The sequence below is a fragment of the Neorhizobium sp. 2083 genome (assembly GCF_031455615.1).
Classification (GTDB): Bacteria; Pseudomonadota; Alphaproteobacteria; order Rhizobiales; family Rhizobiaceae; genus Neorhizobium.
On the sequence record NZ_JAVDTC010000006.1, the window covers coordinates 241,445 to 259,462 of the forward strand.

The 18,018-nt window shown below is 62.3% G+C and carries 18 protein-coding genes; 11 read left to right on the top strand and 7 right to left on the bottom strand.

Features of this window, described 5'->3' with window-relative positions:
- Positions 1 to 160: 160 nt before the first annotated feature.
- Positions 161 to 1,399, top strand: coding sequence for a 23S rRNA (adenine(2503)-C(2))-methyltransferase RlmN (rlmN, locus tag J2X76_RS22955; RefSeq protein WP_310219629.1), 1,239 nt, complete (start codon positions 161 to 163; stop codon positions 1,397 to 1,399).
- 223 nt (positions 1,400 to 1,622) lie between these two features.
- Positions 1,623 to 1,748 (top strand): hypothetical protein, encoded by a 126-nt coding sequence (locus tag J2X76_RS22960; RefSeq protein WP_310219630.1) that lies wholly within the window; start codon positions 1,623 to 1,625, stop codon positions 1,746 to 1,748.
- A gap of 3 nt (positions 1,749 to 1,751) precedes the next feature.
- On the opposite strand, the gene J2X76_RS22965 is transcribed toward J2X76_RS22960, so the two are convergent.
- Together J2X76_RS22965 and J2X76_RS22970 are read right to left on the bottom strand one after the other, a co-directional pair.
- Complete coding sequence (locus J2X76_RS22965) at positions 1,752 to 2,393, bottom strand: LysE family translocator (protein ID WP_310219631.1); 642 nt, start codon at positions 2,391 to 2,393, stop codon at positions 1,752 to 1,754.
- Positions 2,394 to 2,465: 72 nt separating this feature from the next.
- Positions 2,466 to 3,323 carry an SDR family NAD(P)-dependent oxidoreductase gene (locus J2X76_RS22970; RefSeq protein ID WP_310219632.1) on the bottom strand — a complete coding sequence of 286 codons (858 nt, stop codon included), beginning with the start codon at positions 3,321 to 3,323 and terminating at the stop codon, positions 2,466 to 2,468.
- 260 nt (positions 3,324 to 3,583) lie between these two features.
- Between J2X76_RS22970 and J2X76_RS22975 the strand changes: the two genes are divergently transcribed.
- Positions 3,584 to 4,807, top strand: coding sequence for an argininosuccinate synthase (locus tag J2X76_RS22975; RefSeq protein WP_113285750.1), 1,224 nt, complete (start codon positions 3,584 to 3,586; stop codon positions 4,805 to 4,807).
- A gap of 55 nt (positions 4,808 to 4,862) precedes the next feature.
- On the opposite strand, the gene J2X76_RS22980 is transcribed toward J2X76_RS22975, so the two are convergent.
- Positions 4,863 to 6,038: a multidrug effflux MFS transporter gene (locus J2X76_RS22980; RefSeq protein WP_310219897.1), complete on the bottom strand. Its 1,176-nt coding sequence runs from the start codon at positions 6,036 to 6,038 to the stop codon at positions 4,863 to 4,865.
- A gap of 22 nt (positions 6,039 to 6,060) precedes the next feature.
- Positions 6,061 to 6,525 carry a MarR family winged helix-turn-helix transcriptional regulator gene (locus tag J2X76_RS22985; protein WP_310219633.1) on the bottom strand — a complete coding sequence of 155 codons (465 nt, stop codon included), beginning with the start codon at positions 6,523 to 6,525 and terminating at the stop codon, positions 6,061 to 6,063.
- Between the two features lie 148 nt (positions 6,526 to 6,673).
- On the opposite strand from J2X76_RS22985, the gene J2X76_RS22990 reads away from it, so the two are divergent.
- Positions 6,674 to 7,315 carry a LysE family translocator gene (locus tag J2X76_RS22990; RefSeq protein ID WP_310219635.1) on the top strand — a complete coding sequence of 214 codons (642 nt, stop codon included), beginning with the start codon at positions 6,674 to 6,676 and terminating at the stop codon, positions 7,313 to 7,315.
- An 18-nt stretch (positions 7,316 to 7,333) separates the two neighbouring features.
- Here J2X76_RS22990 and J2X76_RS22995 read toward each other — a convergent pair whose 3' ends face one another.
- Positions 7,334 to 7,630: a hypothetical protein gene (locus J2X76_RS22995; protein WP_113129316.1), complete on the bottom strand. Its 297-nt coding sequence runs from the start codon at positions 7,628 to 7,630 to the stop codon at positions 7,334 to 7,336.
- A 312-nt stretch (positions 7,631 to 7,942) separates the two neighbouring features.
- On the opposite strand from J2X76_RS22995, the gene J2X76_RS23000 reads away from it, so the two are divergent.
- The 7 genes from J2X76_RS23000 (at position 7,943) to ppa (ending at position 17,271) form a co-directional block, all read left to right on the top strand.
- Complete coding sequence (locus J2X76_RS23000) at positions 7,943 to 10,033, top strand: M3 family metallopeptidase (protein WP_310219637.1); 2,091 nt, start codon at positions 7,943 to 7,945, stop codon at positions 10,031 to 10,033.
- A gap of 149 nt (positions 10,034 to 10,182) precedes the next feature.
- Complete coding sequence (locus J2X76_RS23005; RefSeq protein WP_310219640.1) at positions 10,183 to 11,298, top strand: ABC transporter ATP-binding protein; 1,116 nt, start codon at positions 10,183 to 10,185, stop codon at positions 11,296 to 11,298.
- Entirely contained in the window at positions 11,291 to 12,250 is a 960-nt protein-coding gene (locus J2X76_RS23010) for an extracellular solute-binding protein (RefSeq protein ID WP_310219641.1), read from the top strand. The genes J2X76_RS23005 and J2X76_RS23010 overlap by 8 nt, the downstream gene beginning before the upstream one ends.
- A gap of 10 nt (positions 12,251 to 12,260) precedes the next feature.
- Positions 12,261 to 13,940 (top strand): iron ABC transporter permease, encoded by a 1,680-nt coding sequence (locus J2X76_RS23015; protein ID WP_310219642.1) that lies wholly within the window; start codon positions 12,261 to 12,263, stop codon positions 13,938 to 13,940.
- Between the two features lie 115 nt (positions 13,941 to 14,055).
- Positions 14,056 to 15,879 (top strand): translational GTPase TypA, encoded by a 1,824-nt coding sequence (gene typA / locus J2X76_RS23020; protein ID WP_113129311.1) that lies wholly within the window; start codon positions 14,056 to 14,058, stop codon positions 15,877 to 15,879.
- A gap of 203 nt (positions 15,880 to 16,082) precedes the next feature.
- A complete protein-coding gene (locus J2X76_RS23025; RefSeq protein ID WP_113129310.1) occupies positions 16,083 to 16,589 on the top strand; it encodes a GNAT family N-acetyltransferase in 507 nt (168 codons plus the stop codon).
- Positions 16,590 to 16,737: 148 nt separating this feature from the next.
- Positions 16,738 to 17,271: an inorganic diphosphatase gene (ppa, locus tag J2X76_RS23030; RefSeq protein ID WP_113129309.1), complete on the top strand. Its 534-nt coding sequence runs from the start codon at positions 16,738 to 16,740 to the stop codon at positions 17,269 to 17,271.
- Between the two features lie 4 nt (positions 17,272 to 17,275).
- Here the strand turns inward: ppa and J2X76_RS23035 are convergent, their stop codons facing one another.
- Entirely contained in the window at positions 17,276 to 17,590 is a 315-nt protein-coding gene (locus tag J2X76_RS23035; RefSeq protein ID WP_310219646.1) for a DUF167 domain-containing protein, read from the bottom strand.
- Positions 17,587 to 17,877, bottom strand: coding sequence for a YggT family protein (locus tag J2X76_RS23040; protein WP_113129307.1), 291 nt, complete (start codon positions 17,875 to 17,877; stop codon positions 17,587 to 17,589). The genes J2X76_RS23035 and J2X76_RS23040 overlap by 4 nt, the downstream gene beginning before the upstream one ends.
- Positions 17,878 to 18,018: the final 141 nt, after the last annotated feature.

Genomic DNA, 18,018 nt, shown 5'->3' on the forward strand with positions numbered 1-18,018 from the left:
GAATAGTGACGTGGCGGCTATTTGATGATAAAGCCCCGCCTCAACGAAGGTCCGGCACATGTGCCCGATGGGCCGATACAGGTTTCACGCATTCAACATGCCCTGACTTTCCCGCTGATCGAGCGTGGGAAAGCCGCATGTGTTCGAACGGGATAGAAGAATGTCAGTCTCAGAGGCTCTGGCGCCGGTCGCCATCAAGAAGCCGCTCGTCGCCAACCCGGATCTGTTCGGCACCAAGCCGTCGCTGATCGGGCTTTCGCGCGAGGACATGGCGGCAGCGCTCAAGGAAAAGGGCGTACCGGAAAAGCAGGTGCGCATGCGCGTCAGCCAGCTCTGGCACTGGCTCTATATCCGCGGCGTTTCCGATTTCGATGCGATGACCAACGTCGCCAAGGACATGCGCGAGATGCTGAAGGCGCATTTCACCATCGCGCGTCCGGAGATCGTCGAGGAACAGGTTTCCAATGACGGCACCCGCAAGTGGCTCTTGCGCTTTCCGCCACGCGGCGCCGGTCGCCCGGTCGAGGTCGAGACCGTCTACATCCCGGAAGAAGGCCGCGGCACGCTGTGCATCTCGAGCCAGGTCGGCTGTTCGCTCACCTGTTCTTTCTGCCACACGGGCACGCAGCGGCTGGTGCGCAACCTGACGGCGGAAGAAATTCTTGCCCAGCTTCTGCTGGCGCGCGACCGGCTCGGCGATTTCCCGGGCACCGACACGCCGCCGGGCGCCTTCGTGCCGACCGGCGAGCGCAAGGTCACCAATATCGTGATGATGGGCATGGGCGAGCCGCTCTACAATTTCGACAGCGTCAAGACGGCGCTCCTGATCGCGACCGACGGCGACGGCCTGTCGCTGTCCAAGCGGCGCGTGACGCTCTCGACTTCCGGCGTGGTTCCGGAAATCTACCGCACCGGCGACGAAATCGGCGTGATGCTGGCGATCTCGCTGCATGCCGTGCGCGACGAGCTGCGCGACATGCTGGTGCCGATCAACAAGAAATATCCGCTGAAGGAACTGATCGGGGCCTGCCGCAACTATCCGGGGCTCTCGAACGCCCGCCGCATCACTTTCGAATATGTGATGCTGAAGGACGTCAATGACAGCCTGGAGGACGCCAAGGCGCTGGTCCAGCTGCTGAAGGGCGTCCCGGCGAAGATCAACCTCATCCCCTTCAACCCCTGGCCGGGCACGAATTACCAGTGTTCGGAATGGGCGCAGATCGAGAAATTCGCCGACTTCATCAACCAGGCGGGTTACGCCTCGCCGATCCGCACCCCGCGCGGCCGCGACATCCTCGCCGCCTGCGGCCAGCTGAAGTCGGAATCGGAGCGCATGCGCAAGACCGAACGTCTCGCCTTCGAAGCGATGATGATCGCCGGACACGGCGAAGACGATTGATGAGCAACCTCGTCCGGAACGAAAGGACGAAGTTGACGGCGACCTACTTCAATGGGGCCGCCGTCGCTGTCGCGGCGGTCTGAACGCTCGCGCCACTGATTTCCAGCCTCAATACTCCGGCCGGAATACCCAATCTTTCAACGGCCATTTCATGTCTGGTTTGTCTTTTGGCATCCGGCATATTACATTTTATTGCAAGGCGTCTGCTGAAAGGGTTGATCGAATGAACATCCCCGAATTCCTGACATTCCTGATCATGCCGGTCGGGTTGATTGTTTTTGCCGGGATCATGCTTTACGTCACGCGGCAGGACCGGATCGACGCCAAGAAGAACAACTCTTCGCACTGACCTCTATCGCGCCTGGGTGAAGAAGATCTTCGCCGCAAAAACCGAAAAAACACCCGCAAACGTATAGTCGAGTCCGCGCAGGACCTTCGGATTGGCCTGCAGCCAGCCCGAAAGCCAGTCGGCCGCCAGGACGACGATCAGGTTCACCGGCATGCCGATGGCGATGAAATAGAAGCCGAGGAAGATCAGCTTGCCGGTTACATGGGGATCGCCAGCGGTGACGAACTGCGGCAGGAAGGTCATGAAGAAGATGATGACCTTGGGGTTCAGGATATTGACCCAGAAGCCCGTCGAGATGTTGGCGAGCGGGCTGCTTGCGGTCTTTTCGACCTGTTCCACCGAAAAATTCGAGCCGAAGCGGATCGCCTGGACCGCCAACCACAGGAGATAGGCGGCGCCGCCGGTCTTCAGGATGAAGAAGGCGGTCGGCGACGCGGTGATCAGTGCCGAGATGCCGAAGGCGACCAGCAGCGTATGGCAGACGACGCCGAGGCTGGTGCCGAGCACCACGAACAGAGCCGGGCGCCGGCCCTGGCCGAGTGCGCGGCTGATCGATAGGGTCATGTCCGGTCCCGGCGTCAGCGCCAGAAGCAGGCCGGCGGCGGTGAAGGCAAGCAGGGTGGCAAGGCTCGGCAGGAATTCCATGGGTACGCTCGAATAGCCGGGTAAAGGAATGTTCCATTTACCCGGCTTTCGAAGCCGTGCCAAATCAATCTATCAACGTCCGTTGATGAATTCCTTTGATGCATCGGCAAAATCCGGATGCCAGCGCGACAGCGGCGGGCGGTTTTCGATGATATCGCCGATTGCCCAGGCCATACGGCGTTCGTCGGTTGCGCGGTCCACGTCGTTGTCGGGGCAAAGGATGTAGAAATCGCCGCGCACGAGGCTCGCCAGCATGAACTCGACGGTCTGTTCCGGTGTCCAGGCGCCAGCTGGCTTTTCGATGCGGTCGCCTTTGGTGAGGCTGGTAAACACGAAGCCGGGGATGAGGAGATGCGCCGAGACCTGGCAGTTCGGCGTGTTGCGCAGCTCGTGCTGCAAGGCTTCGGTGAACGCCTTCACGCCGGCCTTGGCGACATTGTAGGCGGGGTTGCCGGGCGGGGTGGTGATACCCTGTTTGGAGCCGGTATTGATGATCAGCGACGGTTCGCCATGGGCGATCATTGCCGGGCCGAACGTCCGTGTCCCGTTGACGACGCCGAGAAGATTGACCGCGAAAATGCTGTCCCAGTTGACCTGCGGCCCGAAGATCGAGCTTCCCGGGCTGATGCCGGCATTGTTCATCAACACGTGGACCCGGCCAAAACGCTGGATGACGGCGCGTTCGAGCGCCTCGATCTCGTCCGGCTTCGAGACATCCGTGCCGATGGCAGCGACATCCGCATCCCCGTCCTCGGCGAGAGCCGCGACTTCGCGGCACGCTTCGGCGAGCCGGTCGCCTTCCAGGTCGGCAAGGACGACGGAGAGGCCCATCTTGGCAAATTCCTTCGCGCTCGCAAGGCCGATGCCGGATGCGGCACCGGTGATCACGGCGACATTGTCCTTTTTCAGAGCGGGATGAGTGATGGTCATTTGCAGATCTCCTCTAGGGCGCTGCTGTTCAAAGGTCGGGCGGGATATGGTAACCTCATCAAAACCTGTCAACATGACAAGGGCGTCACAACAGAGGCTGTTGTCATTCGCGTCCTTCACCAGCGGATGAACATCGGCCGCCATCTCTGATCGGTCTCTCCCGGTTTTTCTTGCGTGCCTCAAGAAACTCGCTAAAAGTGCCGCAATTCCCGACAGAGCGGTTTTTTAACCGCTTCCACCCGCAGACGGACGCAATCGACATGGCACTCCCGAAAGACGTAAAGAAGGTCGTTCTCGCCTATTCCGGCGGTCTCGACACCTCGATCATCCTGAAATGGCTGCAGACCGAGCTCAACGCCGAGGTGGTGACCTTCACCGCTGATCTCGGCCAGGGCGAGGAACTGGAGCCAGCCCGCAAGAAGGCCGAGATGCTCGGCATCAAGGAGATCTATATCGAGGACGTGCGCGAGGAGTTCGTGCGCGATTTCGTCTTCCCGATGTTCCGTGCCAATGCCGTCTACGAAGGCGTCTACCTGCTCGGCACCTCGATCGCCCGCCCGCTGATCTCCAAGCACCTGATCGAGATCGCTAAAAAGACCGGCGCCGATGCGATCGCCCATGGGGCCACCGGCAAGGGCAACGACCAGGTCCGTTTCGAGCTTTCGGCCTATGCGCTGAACCCGGATATCAAGGTCATCGCGCCGTGGCGCGACTGGGCCTTCAAGAGCCGCACCGATCTTTTGAACTTCGCCGAGCAGAACCAGATCCCGGTTGCCAAGGACAAGAAGGGCGAGGCGCCGTTCTCCGTCGATGCCAACCTGCTGCACTCCTCTTCGGAAGGCAAGGTTCTGGAAGACCCGGCCATCGAGGCTCCGGAATATGTGCATATGCGCACGATCTCCCCGGAAGCCGCGCCGGACAAGGCGACCGTCATCAAGGTCGGCTTCAAGAAGGGCGACGCGGTTTCGATCAACGGTGTCGCGATGTCGCCCGCGACCCTGCTTGCCGCGCTCAACAATTACGGCCGTGACAACGGCATCGGCCGTCTCGACCTCGTCGAGAACCGCTATGTCGGCATGAAGTCGCGCGGCGTCTACGAGACCCCCGGTGGCACGATCCTGCTTGCCGCCCATCGGGCGATCGAGTCGATCACGCTCGACCGTGGTGCCGCGCATCTCAAGGACGACATCATGCCTCGATATGCGGAGCTTATCTATTACGGCTTCTGGTTCTCGCCGGAGCGCGAAATGCTGCAGGCGCTGATCGACAAGAGCCAGGAGCATGTGGAAGGCGAAGTGACGCTGAAGCTCTACAAGGGCAATGTCATGGTCATCGGCCGCGAGAGCGAAAAATCGCTTTATTCCGACAAGCTGGTCACCTTCGAGGACGACCAGGGCGCCTATGACCAGAAGGACGCGGCCGGCTTCATCAAGCTCAATGCGCTGCGCCTGCGCACGCTCGCCAAGCGCAATCTCGGCAAGTAATTTCCGATAGCCCGATCATTGAAGCCCGCTTGCCCGACGAGGCAGGCGGGCTTTTTCATGGCCTGCGGCTGGCGATCCGGAAACCGATGTAACCGAGCACTGCAATCAAGTGCATGGCCGGGATGATGATGCCGAAGGCGGGCAGCGGCGAGCCGATCGAGGCGGCCGCGACACCGCCCAAGAAGCCGGCGCCCATCTGGATGAAGCCCATCATCGCCGAGGCCGAACCGGCAATATGCGGGAAGGGGATGAGGCCTGCCGCGGTCATGTAGGGCGACACGAAGGCGATGCCGAACGCGCACATGGCGACCGGCCCCATGACCGACAGGAAGGACGGCGGCAGGTAGTGGACCGAAAGGGCCATGACGAGGCCGCCGCTGCCGCTGAAAATCAGTCCGACGAGGGGCGCGCGTTCCGCCGGCAGCCATTTCGAGATGACGCGGAGACAGACAGACCCCATCAGGAAGAAGCCGGATTGCATCAGCATGCTCAGGCCGAACTGGGTCGGCGTCAGCCCGACCTTCTCGATCAGGATGAACGGCAGCACGGCCGCCTGGGCATACATGGAGCCGACCGCGCCGGCGAGAACGACCGCGGTAAACAGGAAGCGCGGCAGGGCGACGATTTCCGCATAGGCCTGGGCGAGCCGCAGCGGCTTCAGCCGGCTGCGATCGGGGACCGTGGTTTCCGTCAGGCAGACGGTCGACAGGAAGACCAGCAGCGCGCCGAAACCGACCATCAGCAGGAAGACCGATCGCCAGCCGAACGCGGCCAATGCGAGGCCGCCGACCGTCGGTCCGAGGGACGGCCCGATCGCCAGGATAATGCCCATCGTGTTGATGATCCGGGCCGCGTCGCCGCCGTTGAACTGGTCGCGCACGATGGCGCGCGACACCGTGATGCCGACCGATGCGCCGATACCCTGGATGAGGCGGCCGGCGAGCACCCACTCGACCGTCGGCGCAAAGGCTGCCAGCAGCGAACCGGCGAGATAGATCAGCAGGAAGCTCAGCGAGGCCGTCTTGCGGCCGAAAGCGTCGGAGACGGGGCCGGCGACCAGCTGCGCCAGCGCAAAACCGGCGAAATAGAGCGACAGCGTCATCTTGATCGCCGCTTCCGTGGTCGAGAAGGCGTGCACCAGTTCCGGCATGGCGGGCGTGTAGATCGCCATCGAGATCGGCCCGATCGCCGTCAGCAGCGCGCCGATGATCGTGGTTCGGCGCTCGCTCATCCGAGCGGGGACAGGCGGCATGTTATCGGTTTTCATCGGATGCGGTCTGGAGCATGGCGGAAGGGGCTGCGGTCTGGAGGTTGGCGTTGAATACGGCAAGCGCCTCGCGCAGGATGCGGTTGTTTTCCTCGTTCAATCCGTCGGTCGCCTGGGCCAGGATGGCGTTCAGTTCCTTGCGGATCGAGCCGATCATCTCGTCGGAGGCGCCGGTGAGGTTCACCCGCTTGGCACGGCGGTCGGCCGCGCATTGCTGCCTTTCGACCAGTCCTAGTCCCTCCAGCTTGTCGAGATAGGCGCAGAGCGTCATCGGTTCGACGCCCATGCGCGCGGCGATGTCCAGCTGGCGGCTGCCGTCGACGGCTGCGATGGTGAGGAGCGCCCGTGCCTCGCCGGGCGTCAGGCCGAGACCGGCCTGGGCGATGCGGCGCTCGAATGCGGCGCGCAGCAATCGGGCACTGTCGACGATCAGAAATCCCAAACGGTCCATTGTCCGGCGCCTCTCGCCCTGTCTGTCAATTTTGTAAGGCACCCTTACTATCTTTCGGGTGGGAGGCAAATGGAAAACCGGGTCCGACTGCATTGACACCGGCGAAACCTGCGAGGAAATTGTCGCAGCCTTCCGACGGAGCCTCTCCATGTCCTCATCGCTGCTTGCCGGTGCCTTTTTCGCGGCGCTCGCCTATACGCTCATTCCCGGGCCCGCCTTCCTGGCGCTGCTTGGCATCGGTGCCGGCCAGGGGAGGCAGGCCGGCGCCTTCTTCATGGGCGGGCACCTAGCGGGGGATATCCTCTGGTCCGGGCTGGCGCTGGTGGCGATCATCGGCGCCAAGACGATCGGCACGACGTTGTTCGATATACTGGGGGTTTTCTGCGGCCTCTATCTGGGCTGGATCGGCTGGAGCGCCTTGCGGGCGAAGCCGAAGGAAAACGGCGGCGGCCTGATGACGGTCGAAAAGCCGCTGCGGCGCGGGCTGATCTTCGGGCTGACCAATCCAAAAGGGTATCCGGTGGCGCTGGCGACGTTCACCGCGCTGCTCGCGAGTTCAGCCGACGCGCTGGATTTCAGCGAACTGCCGGTGCTGCTTGCGGTATCGCTGATCGGGTTCCTGACGGCAGACGTGGTACTGATCGGGATTATCGGCGCCGGCGTGGTTCGGCGGTTCTACCGCAAACACGAGAGGGTGATCGTCCGGCTTTCCGGCCTGCTGTTCATGGGCTTTGCGATGCAGGCGCTCTGGCATTCGGCGCCAGGCCTGTTCGGCTACCGGCGCGCCTGAGGGGTCAAGGCTGGCTGATCAGACTTCGATAAAGGCCATGACCGCGCGCAGGACGTTGGCGCGGGACGTATCGCCAAGCGACATGGCGATTTCGAGCTGGTTGCGATAGAAATCGTGGAAGTTGAAACCGGTTTCGTCGGTGACCTGCGACAGGTCCATCAGCTGGCCCTGAGCATCGACGGCATGCGTGGGAAGTTCTTCGGAGAGCGTTATGTAAGTGTCCTGGTCGATCTTGCCGGCCTGGTAGTTTTCCAGCGCAAGGGCGCGCAGATCCCGCGGGGTGATCGCCGAATAGTCGATCGGCGATTCATCCATGTCGGGCACCTGAAAGGTGATCTGGCTCTGCCGACTTCCATGCTCCGATGTTTTCTCGACTTTATTGTTTCGAGAGTGGTCTCTTTGCAGTAAGTTGGTAGACCAGCGCAAGGAACTGATTTCCATGGCTATATCCTGATTCATCGGATACTGGGTAAAAACTACCTTTGATTACTGCACTGCGTCAAATGGTTAATAACCGTTAATTGTTGTGTATGATTTCTTAGCGAAAACGAAAATGGGCGGGCGCATACCCATTCCTGCCGCCTTCTCCTATATGAAGGGCGAAGCATCGTTGCGAAGGATATCTGCATGTCTTCTAATCTTCCTGTGAACCCCGCCCTCGTGGACTGGAACGGCCATCACGGCCTGCCGCGTTTCGATCAGGTGAAGGACGAGGATTTTGCGCCCGGTTTCGACGCGGCACTCGGCCTGCACGAGGCGGAGATCGATCAGATCGCCAACAACCCGCAAGAGCCGACCTTCGCCAATACGGTCGTGGCGCTGGAGACGGCGGGAGACGAGCTGTCGCGGGTCTCGTCGCTGTTCTGGGGCAAGGCCGGCGCCCATACCAACGAGAACATCCAGGCGCTTGAGCGCGAGATCGCGCCGAAGATGTCGCGCCATTATTCGAAGATCGGCATGAATGCGGCGCTGTTTTCCCGCATCGACACGCTCTGGGAAAAACGCAAGGAACTTGGCCTGACGCTCGAGGAAGAGCGGGTGCTGGAGCGGCACTGGAAGGGCTTCGTCAAGGCCGGGGCCAAGCTCGCCAAGGCCGAACAGGAACGGCTTGCCGATATCAACGAGAAGCTTGCCGGGCTCGGCGCCAGGTTCGGCCAGAACGTGCTCGGCGACGAGAAGAGCTGGTCGCTGAAGCTGACCGAGGAGGAGGATCTCGACGGCCTGCCGGCCTTCCTGCGCGATGCCATGGCAGCCGCTGCGCGCGAGCGCGGCGAGACGGACGGCTATATGGTGACGCTGTCGCGTTCGATCATCGAGCCGTTCCTGACTTTCTCAACCCGCCGGGATCTGCGCGAACAAGCTTTCAGGGCCTGGGCGGCGCGCGGCGCAAACGGCGGCGACACCGACAATCTCGGCATCGTGCGCGAAACGCTGGCGCTCCGGGCAGAAAAGGCAAGGCTGCTCGGATACGAGAACTTCGCCGCCTACAAGCTCGACAACACGATGGCGAAGACCGCGGATGCGGTGAACTCGCTGCTCCGCAAGGTCTGGGACAAGGCGCGTTCCAAGGCGCTGGAAGAAGAGGCGAGCCTTGGCGGGCTGATCGCCGAGGAGGGCAAGAACCACGAGGTCATGCCCTGGGACTGGCGGCATTACGCCGAGAAGCTGCGCCAGCGGACCTTCGATTTTTCCGAAACCGAGCTGAAGCCCTATCTGCAGCTCGAAAAGATCATCGAGGCCTGCTTCGACGTCGCCGAGCGGCTGTTCGGCGTCACCGTGGTGGAGGTGAAGGGCATTGCCGCCTATCATCCGGATGTGCGGGTGTTCGAGGTCCGCGACAAGGACGGCTCGCTGAAGGCATTGTTCATGGGCGACTATTTCGCGCGGTCCTCCAAGCGCTCCGGGGCCTGGATGAATTCGCTCCAGTCGCAGCACAAGCTGCCGCTGAAGAACGGTGCCACGGGCGAGCTGCCGATCATCTACAATGTCTGCAATTTCGCCAAGCCCGCCGAAGGCAAACCGGCGCTCCTGTCGCTGGACGACGCCCGCACGCTGTTCCACGAGTTCGGCCATGCGCTGCACGGCATGCTGTCGGATGTCACCTATCCGTCGGTGTCGGGCACCGGCGTGTCGCGCGATTTCGTCGAACTGCCTTCGCAGCTTTACGAACACTGGCTGACCGTGCCCGAAATCCTTGAAAAATACGCCGTGCATCACGAGACCGGCAAGCCGATGCCGAAGGCCTTGCTCGACAAGGTGCTGGCGGCGCGCACGTTCAACGCCGGTTTCGCCACGGTGGAATTCACCTCCTCGGCGCTGGTCGACATGGCGTTCCATACCCGCGGCGCGGTCGAGGATCCGATGGCGGTGCAGGGCGAGGTTCTCAGCGAGCTCGGCATGCCGGCCTCCATCGTCATGCGGCACGCGACGCCGCATTTCCAGCACGTGTTTTCGGGCGACGGTTATTCGGCCGGCTACTATTCCTACATGTGGTCGGAAGTGCTCGACGCGGACGCATTCTCCGCCTTCGAGGAAACCGGCAACGTGTTCGACCCCGTCATGGCCCGCAAGCTCAAGAACAACATCTATTCGGTCGGCGGCTCGATCGACCCGGAAGACACTTACAAGGCCTTCCGCGGCAAGCTGCCGGACCCGCAGGCGATGCTGAAGAAAAAGGGGCTGGCGATGGTCGAGGAGCTTTCGGGCAGCGACGCCTGAGGGCTACTGCGATCCCGGTTTCAAGTGACGCGGCATGCCGGTGATTACCAATCGTCGGCCTGTCATTCGGCTGTCATGAAACCGTAACACCACTGTCATGGAACCTTAATAGGAAACCGGCATCGCCCCCAACCGATGCCGGTTTCCCCATGAGCTTTCAGCCCCCAGCGACACATGCCGCCGTCTCGACGGCCGGGGTGGAATTGCATTACGGCGCGACGCCGGTTCTGAAGGGCATCGATATCTCGCTATCGAAGGGCAAGACGCTTGCCCTGCTCGGTCCTTCCGGTTGCGGCAAGACCACGCTTCTGCGCCTCGTCGCCGGATTGCTGGCGCCGACCAAAGGTTCGATCTCGATTGCCGGCCAGGTGGTTGCGGATGCCGCGACCGGCACTTTCGCGCCGCCCGAAAAGCGCAATCTCGGCATGGTATTCCAGGACTATGCGCTGTGGCCGCATCTGACGGTCGGCGGCAATGTCTCCTTTCCGCTCGAAATGCGCGGCCTCGGCAAGGCCGAACGCCAGTCCCGGTCGATGCGGGCGCTGGAACGGGTGGGCCTCGGCGCCTATGCGGATCGCCGCCCGAGCGATCTTTCCGGCGGCCAGCAGCAGCGCGTGGCGATCGCCCGCGCCATCGTCGCCGAACCGCAGCTCATCCTGTTCGACGAGCCGCTCTCCAACCTCGACCGGGAACTGCGCGAAAACATGGTCGGCGAACTCGCCGAACTGATCGCCACGCTCGGCCTGACCGCCATCTATGTCACCCACGATCATGCGGAAGCGCTGACGCTTGCCGACGATGTCGCCGTCATGCGTGGCGGGCTGATCGAGCAGCTCGCCTCTCCCGACCAGCTTATCGAGAGGCCGGCGACGCCGGAAGTGGCGGATTTCCTGCGGCTCGGCGGCATTGCCGATCTCGACTACCGCGACGGGCTCTGGGTGTTCAAGGGCAGCGACGTGGCGCTGCTGCGGGATGCCGGGGCTGCCGGTGCCAGCGCCCGCGTGCTCATCCCGGTCGGGGCGATCTCGGCCGGCGACGTCGGGCCGGGGCGGCTTGCGGCCACCGTGCTGCGCTCGCAGTTCCGCGGCGACGGGCACCTGGCGACCGTCTCGCTCGTCGGCCCTGCCCATATCGAATTGCAGGTCCTGAGCCGCGTCAAGCTTCGGCCGGGCGACGCCGTCGGCCTTTCGATCGACACGCATCAGGTCCGCTGGTTTGCCGGCGATATTCATTCGTCCAAAAAGGAGAGTTTGGAACATGCTTAAATCATTGAAGGGCATCACTTTCGGCGTCGTTGCCGCTGCACTTATGGCCGGCGTTGCCCATGCCGACGTCACCGTCTATACCGCCGGTCCCCAGAGCCTGATCGACAAGCTCTCGGCCGGCTTCACCAAGCAGACCGGCATCAAGGTCAATGTCTTCCAGGCAACGACCGGCAAGGTCATGGCCCGTATCGAAGCGGAAGCTGCGAACCCGGTCGTCGACGTTCTCGTCTCGGCTTCCTGGGATACCGCGACCGATTTCGCCAAGCGCGGCTGGCTCGTCAAGTATTCGAGCCCGAACGCCGCCAAGGTTCCCGATTTCCTGAAGACCGACAGCGCCGTCGCGCAGGGCATCTCGGCGCTCGGCATCGCCTGGAACACCAAGAGCGGCACGCCGAAGCCGACCGAATGGGCCGACCTGACGAAAAAGGAATACAAGGACCTCGTCAACATCCCGGATCCGGCGCAGTCCGGCTCGTCCTTCGAGCTGACCGCCGCTCTCGCCGGCCAGGACAGTTTCAAGCTGTTCAATGATCTCAAGGCCAATGGCGCGATCATTGCCGGCGCCAATGCAGACGCTCTGAACCCCGTCCTGCAGGGCGCCAAGGCTGCCGTGTTCGGCGCCGTCGATTACATCACGCTCGCCGCCAAGGCCAAGGGTGAATCGATCGACGTGATCTTCCCGGCTTCCGGCACGGTCATCGCGCCGCGCCCGGCGATGATCCTCAACTGGTCCAAGAACCAGGACGACGCCAAGAAGTTCATCGACTACATGCTCTCCGACGAAGGCCAGAAGGCCGTCGCCGACGAAATGCTGATGCCGGCCCGCACCGACATCCCGGCAAACCGTCCGCTGATCAGCGACCTGAAGCTGCTGAAGTACGATATCGCCGCCGTCTACGGCAAGCGCAAGGAAACGCTGGCCGAGATCACCAAGATCTACGGCGGCAAGTAAGGAACGGCTCATGAAGGCGAACGGCGTCACTGGGGCGGCTCCGGCCGCCTGGCTCGCGATAGCGGGTCTGGTCCTCGTCGTTGCCGTTCCCTTCATCGCCGTGGTGCTGCAGGGCATCTTCCCCAATCTCGGACAGGGCTCGTTTTCGGGCCCTTTCTCCTCGCTTTTCGCAACACTTGCCGATAGCGCGCTGATCGGCATGGCCGGCAATACGCTTTTGCTCGGCGGCTGCGTGGTGCTTGCCTCGGCTGTGGTCGCCGTGCCGCTCGGCGTCTTCCGGGCGCTTTACCGCATTCCCTACGCGCCGTTCTGGGATGTGGTCCTGCTCGTTCCCTTCATGATCCCGCCCTATATCGCGACGCTCGGCTGGATCATGACCTTGCAGCCGCGCGGTTACCTGCAGCAGCTGGTCGGCTTCAACCTGGCGCCCTTCCTGTTCTCGCTGTTCGGCATGACGCTGGTCATGGCCTTCAACACCTTCCCGGTCGTCTATTTCGCGGTGTCGCGCACGGTGGAAGCCGTCGGTTCGCGCTATGCGGATGTCGGACGCGTGTTCGGAGCGACGCCGGCGCGGGCCTTCTGGCGGATCACGCTGCCGTTGTCGGCTCCCGGCCTTGCCGCCAGCCTGATGCTGGTCTTTGCCGCCGCGATCGAGGAATACGGCACGCCGGCGGCGCTCGGCCGCCGCGCCGGGTTCCAGGTGCTGGTGACGGGCATCGACCTTCGCATCACCGACTGGCCGATCGATCTTCCGGGAGCCGCGATCCTGTCGCTGCTGCTGGTCGCCATGTCGCTCGTCACCTTCCTGGCCCAGCGCTGGATCCTGTCGCGGCGTTCCTACCAGACGGTGGGCGGCAAGCCGACCGCCAAGGACAAACGCCCGCTCGGTGCCCTGAAGGTGCCGGTCATGATCGCCTTTGCGGTCGTCGCCTTCCTGGCGACCGGGGTGCCGCTGCTCTCGATCCTCGCGACCGCCCTGTCGCGGACGATTTCCGGCGGGCTCTCCTTCGGCAATCTCAGCCTCAACAATTTCATCCTGGTGTTCGGCAACAGCGCCGGCGCCGTCGGGGCGCTGGTCAACAGTTTTTCGCTCGGTATCGCCACGGCTTTGATCACCGGCCTGATCGGCGTGACGGCGGCCTATACGGTGGTCAAGACGCGGATGCGCGGGCGCATGACCATCGACGTGATGACCATCCTGCCGAATGCGCTGCCGGGCATCGTCGTCGCCGTCGGGCTGATCCTCGCCTGGAACATGCCCTGGCTGCCGGCGACGCCCTACAATACCGGGTTCATCCTGCTGCTCGCCTATTGCTGCATTCTGCTGCCGCAGCCGGTGCGTTATACGACGGCGGCCTTCCAGCAGATCGGCGACAATCTGGAGGCGGCGGCGCGCGTCTTCGGCGCCAGCGGCATCATCGCCTTCCGGCGCATCCTGCTGCCACTGGTGTTTCCGAGCCTTGCCTCGGCCATGCTGCTCGTCTTCGCGCTCGCCTCGCGCGAGCTTGTCGCCTCGGTCGTCGTGGCGCCTGTCGGCATGCAGACGATCGCGACCTTCATCTGGCGGCAGTTCGAACAGGGCTCGATCGGTCTCGGCATGGCCATGGCCTTCATCGCCATCGTGATCACCACCCTTCTGCCGCTGCTCCTGCTGACCCTGTTGAGGCGAAGCGGGCTGGTGGCGGAATAGCCGTCAACCATCATCGCGCTCACCCCTTTCGCAATTGCGAAAAACAGGGTATGAGGCCGCAAAACGAATTGGGTGCCGCCTCCCGTCGCCGCGCCAAAGCTCAGAGATTCAAAACATGAAAATGCGAAATATCGCGATTATCGCACACGTCGACCATGGGAAGACCACGCTTGTCGACGAACTTCTGAAGCAGTCGGGCTCGTTCCGCGACAACCAGCGCACCGTCGAGCGCATGATGGACAGCAACGATCTCGAAAAGGAACGCGGCATCACCATCCTTGCCAAGGCGACCTCGATCGAGTGGAAGGGCGTGCGCGTCAACATCGTCGATACCCCCGGCCACGCCGACTTCGGCGGCGAAGTCGAGCGCATCCTTTCGATGGTGGACGGCGCGATCGTTCTCGTCGACTCGTCTGAAGGCCCGATGCCGCAGACCAAGTTCGTGGTTGGCAAAGCGCTGAAGGTCGGCCTTCGCCCGATCGTCGCGATCAACAAGATCGACCGCCCGGACGGCCGCCACGAGGAAGTCATCAACGAAGTCTTCGACCTGTTCGCCAATCTCGACGCTACCGACGAACAGCTCGATTTCCCGATCCTCTACGGTTCCGGCCGCGACGGCTGGATGAACTACAATCCGGAAGGTCCGAAGGAAGAAGGCCTCGCGCCGCTGCTCGATCTCGTCCTGAAGCACGTTCCAGAGCCGAGCGTCGGCGAAGAAGACGGCGCCTTCCGCATGATCGGCACGATCCTCGAAGCCAACCCCTTCCTCGGCCGTATCATCACCGGCCGCATCCATTCCGGTTCGATCAAGCCGAACCAGTCGGTCAAGGTGCTCGGCCAGGACGGCAAGCTGATCGAAAACGGCCGTATCTCGAAGATCCTCGCCTTCCGCGGCATCGAGCGCACCCCGATCGACGAAGCGCATGCGGGCGACATCGTCGCCATCGCCGGCCTCTCCAAGGGCACCGTGGCCGACACGTTCTGCGATCCGTCGGTCACCGAGGCGCTGCATGCCCAGCCGATCGACCCGCCGACCGTCACCATGTCCTTCATCGTCAACGATAGCCCGCTCGCCGGTACCGAAGGTGACAAGGTCACCAGCCGCGTCATCCGTGACCGCCTGTTCAAGGAAGCCGAAGGCAATGTCGCGCTGAAGATCGAAGAGGCCGAAGGCAAGGATTCGTTCTACGTTTCCGGCCGCGGCGAATTGCAGCTGGCGGTTCTCATCGAAACCATGCGCCGCGAAGGTTTCGAGCTTGCCGTCTCGCGTCCGCGCGTCGTCATGCACAAGGATGAGGCCGGCAACCTGCTCGAGCCGATCGAGGAAGTCGTCGTCGACGTCGATGAGGAACATTCCGGCGTCGTTGTGCAGAAGATGTCGGAGCGCAAGGCCGAGATGGTCGAGCTGCGTCCGTCGGGTGGCAACCGCCTTCGACTGCGCTTCTACGCTCCGACCCGCGGCCTGATCGGCTACCAGTCGGAACTGCTGACCGACACGCGCGGCACGGCGATCATGAACCGCCTGTTCCACGACTACCAGCCCTACAAGGGCCCGATCGGCGGCCGCGTCAACGGCGTGCTGCTCGCCAACGGCGCCGGCGAAGCCGTCGCCTATGCGATGTTCAACCTGGAAGACCGCGGCCCGATGATCATCGAGCCGGGCGAAAAGGTCTATCAGGGCATGATCATCGGCATCCACTCCAGAGACAACGACCTCGAAGTCAACGTGCTGAAGGGCAAGCAGCTCACCAACATCCGCGCCGCCGGCAAGGATGAAGCCGTGAAGCTCACCCCGCCGATCCGCATGACGCTCGACCGCGCGCTCTCCTGGATCCAGGAAGACGAACTGATGGAAGTGACGCCGAAGTCGATCCGTCTGCGCAAGATGTATCTCGACCCGAACGACCGCAAGCGCTACGAAAAGTCGAAGATCGCCTGATTTCGATAGCTTTCATTGGACCCTTCAAAACCCCAGTAGAAATACTGGGGTTTTTTTGTGCCTGTGGCCCGCCCGGCCTTGTGGCAATGGTTAAAAACACGTTAACGTTGCCTCGTCGTCCACATGAGAAGTCTGTGGGCAATCCCTGCTACGCATAATGGCGGAATGGCGGATTGCCTGCTTCGGGGCCTAGAGTAAGCGTTATGAAAACGTTGTCGATCGATGTCCGGCGGGCTGAACCGCAAGACGCCCGCGCCATTTCCGAGGCGCATCGCCAGGCGTGGACACAGGCCTATGCAGGGCTCATTCCCCACAAGCCGCTGACCCAGATGCTGGAGCGGCGTGGCGAGGCCTGGTGGCGCAAGGCGACGCGCGGTCCGGCCACGCTTCTGGTTCTCGATGTCGCCGACCAGGTCGCCGGTTATGCCACGATCGGCCTCAACCGGGCGCGTGCATTGCCTTATGACGGCGAAGTCTACGAGATCTATCTGCGGCCGGAATTCCAGGGCATCGGGCTTGGCCGCCGCCTGTTCGGCGAAGGCCGCCGGCTCCTGAAGTCGCTCGGCTGCGAAGGCCTGGTCGTCTGGTGCCTGGAAGACAGCGAGCATGCGGCGCGTTTCTTCCGGCGGCATGGAGGCGTGGATCTCGCCGAAGGCATGGAAGATTTCGGGGGTACCCAGCTCCGCAAGATCGGCTTCGTCTGGCCCTGATCCGCCGGATCGAAATTACTCTGGAATTTGAATATTTTCTAATGTTGCAACGCGTGCGGCAGTTTAACAATGGCGCAAAGCCTTGTTGCCTTGCAGCATGATTCCCGCTATCGACGCATAACTTTGTCGAACCTCATCGGGGACCAGAATGCGTATCGATGCAATTTCCGTTGGCAAGAATCCGCCTGAAGACGTCAACGTCATCGTTGAAGTGCCGGTCGGCGGCCATCCGATCAAGTACGAAATGGACAAGGAAGCCGGCGCTCTCGTCGTCGACCGTTTCCTCTACACGCCGATGACCTATCCGGGCAATTACGGCTTCGTCCCGCACACGCTGTCGGAAGACGGCGACCCGATCGACGTGCTGATCTGCAATACCCGCCCGCTGGTTCCGGGCTGCGTCATCAACGTGCGCCCGATCGGCGTGATGATCATGGAAGACGATGGCGGCAAGGACGAGAAGATCATCGCCGTGCCGGTTCCGAAGCTGACCCAGCGCTATGACAAGATCAAGAACTATACCGACATGCCCGAGATCACGCTGAAGCAGATCGAGCATTTCTTCGAGCACTACAAGGATCTGGAGCCCGGTAAGTGGGTGAAGATCGGCGGCTGGCAGGATGTCGACGTCGCCAAGAAGCTGATCGTCGAGGCGATCGAGCGCTACAAGGCCCAGAAATAAGCCGTCAGGCTTTCAGAACCTTTTCGAGCTTTTTCTCCAGATCCTCCGGGTCGCCATCGATCCGGAGGATTTTTTTGCGCGCGGTTTCGCCAGAGAGGATCGAAATGGAGGATTTGGGGAGGCGGAACGTCTCGGCCAGCAGCAGGATCAGCGCCTTGTTGGCCTTGCCGTCCTCGGGCACCGCGGTGACACGCGCCTTGAGGAAAACCTCGCCATCGGCGGCGGTCTCGATGCCGTCGACAGCATTGCGGCCCGAATTCGGCGTGAGCCGGATTGCGAGCCGCAGATGATCGGAATGCTTGCTGCAGGGACCGCTCACGCAAACAGCGGATAGATCGACGTCCACATCAGCGAGCGGATGAAGAAGATGATCAGGAGCAGGATGACCGGCGAGATGTCGATGCCGCCGAGATCCGGCATGATGCGGCGGATCGGGCGCAGAACCGGGTCGGTGACGTTGAACAGGAAACGTCCCACCGCATCGACGAACTGGTTTCGCGAATTGATGACGTTGAAGGCATAGAGCCACGAGAAGATGGCGCTGGCGATCAGCACCCAGGTATAGAGGTTCAAGGCCAAATCGATGGTCTGAAACAGGGCGAGCATTAACGTCTCCATTTCTTTGTTGACAGACATGTAGACATTGGCGAACTAACGGGCAAGTGCCGCACCCGCGCCTCTACCGAATCATGTTTAACGGGCGGCAGGCGTCCTGCCGGTCTCCGGGCCCCGCTGAAAGTGCTGCAT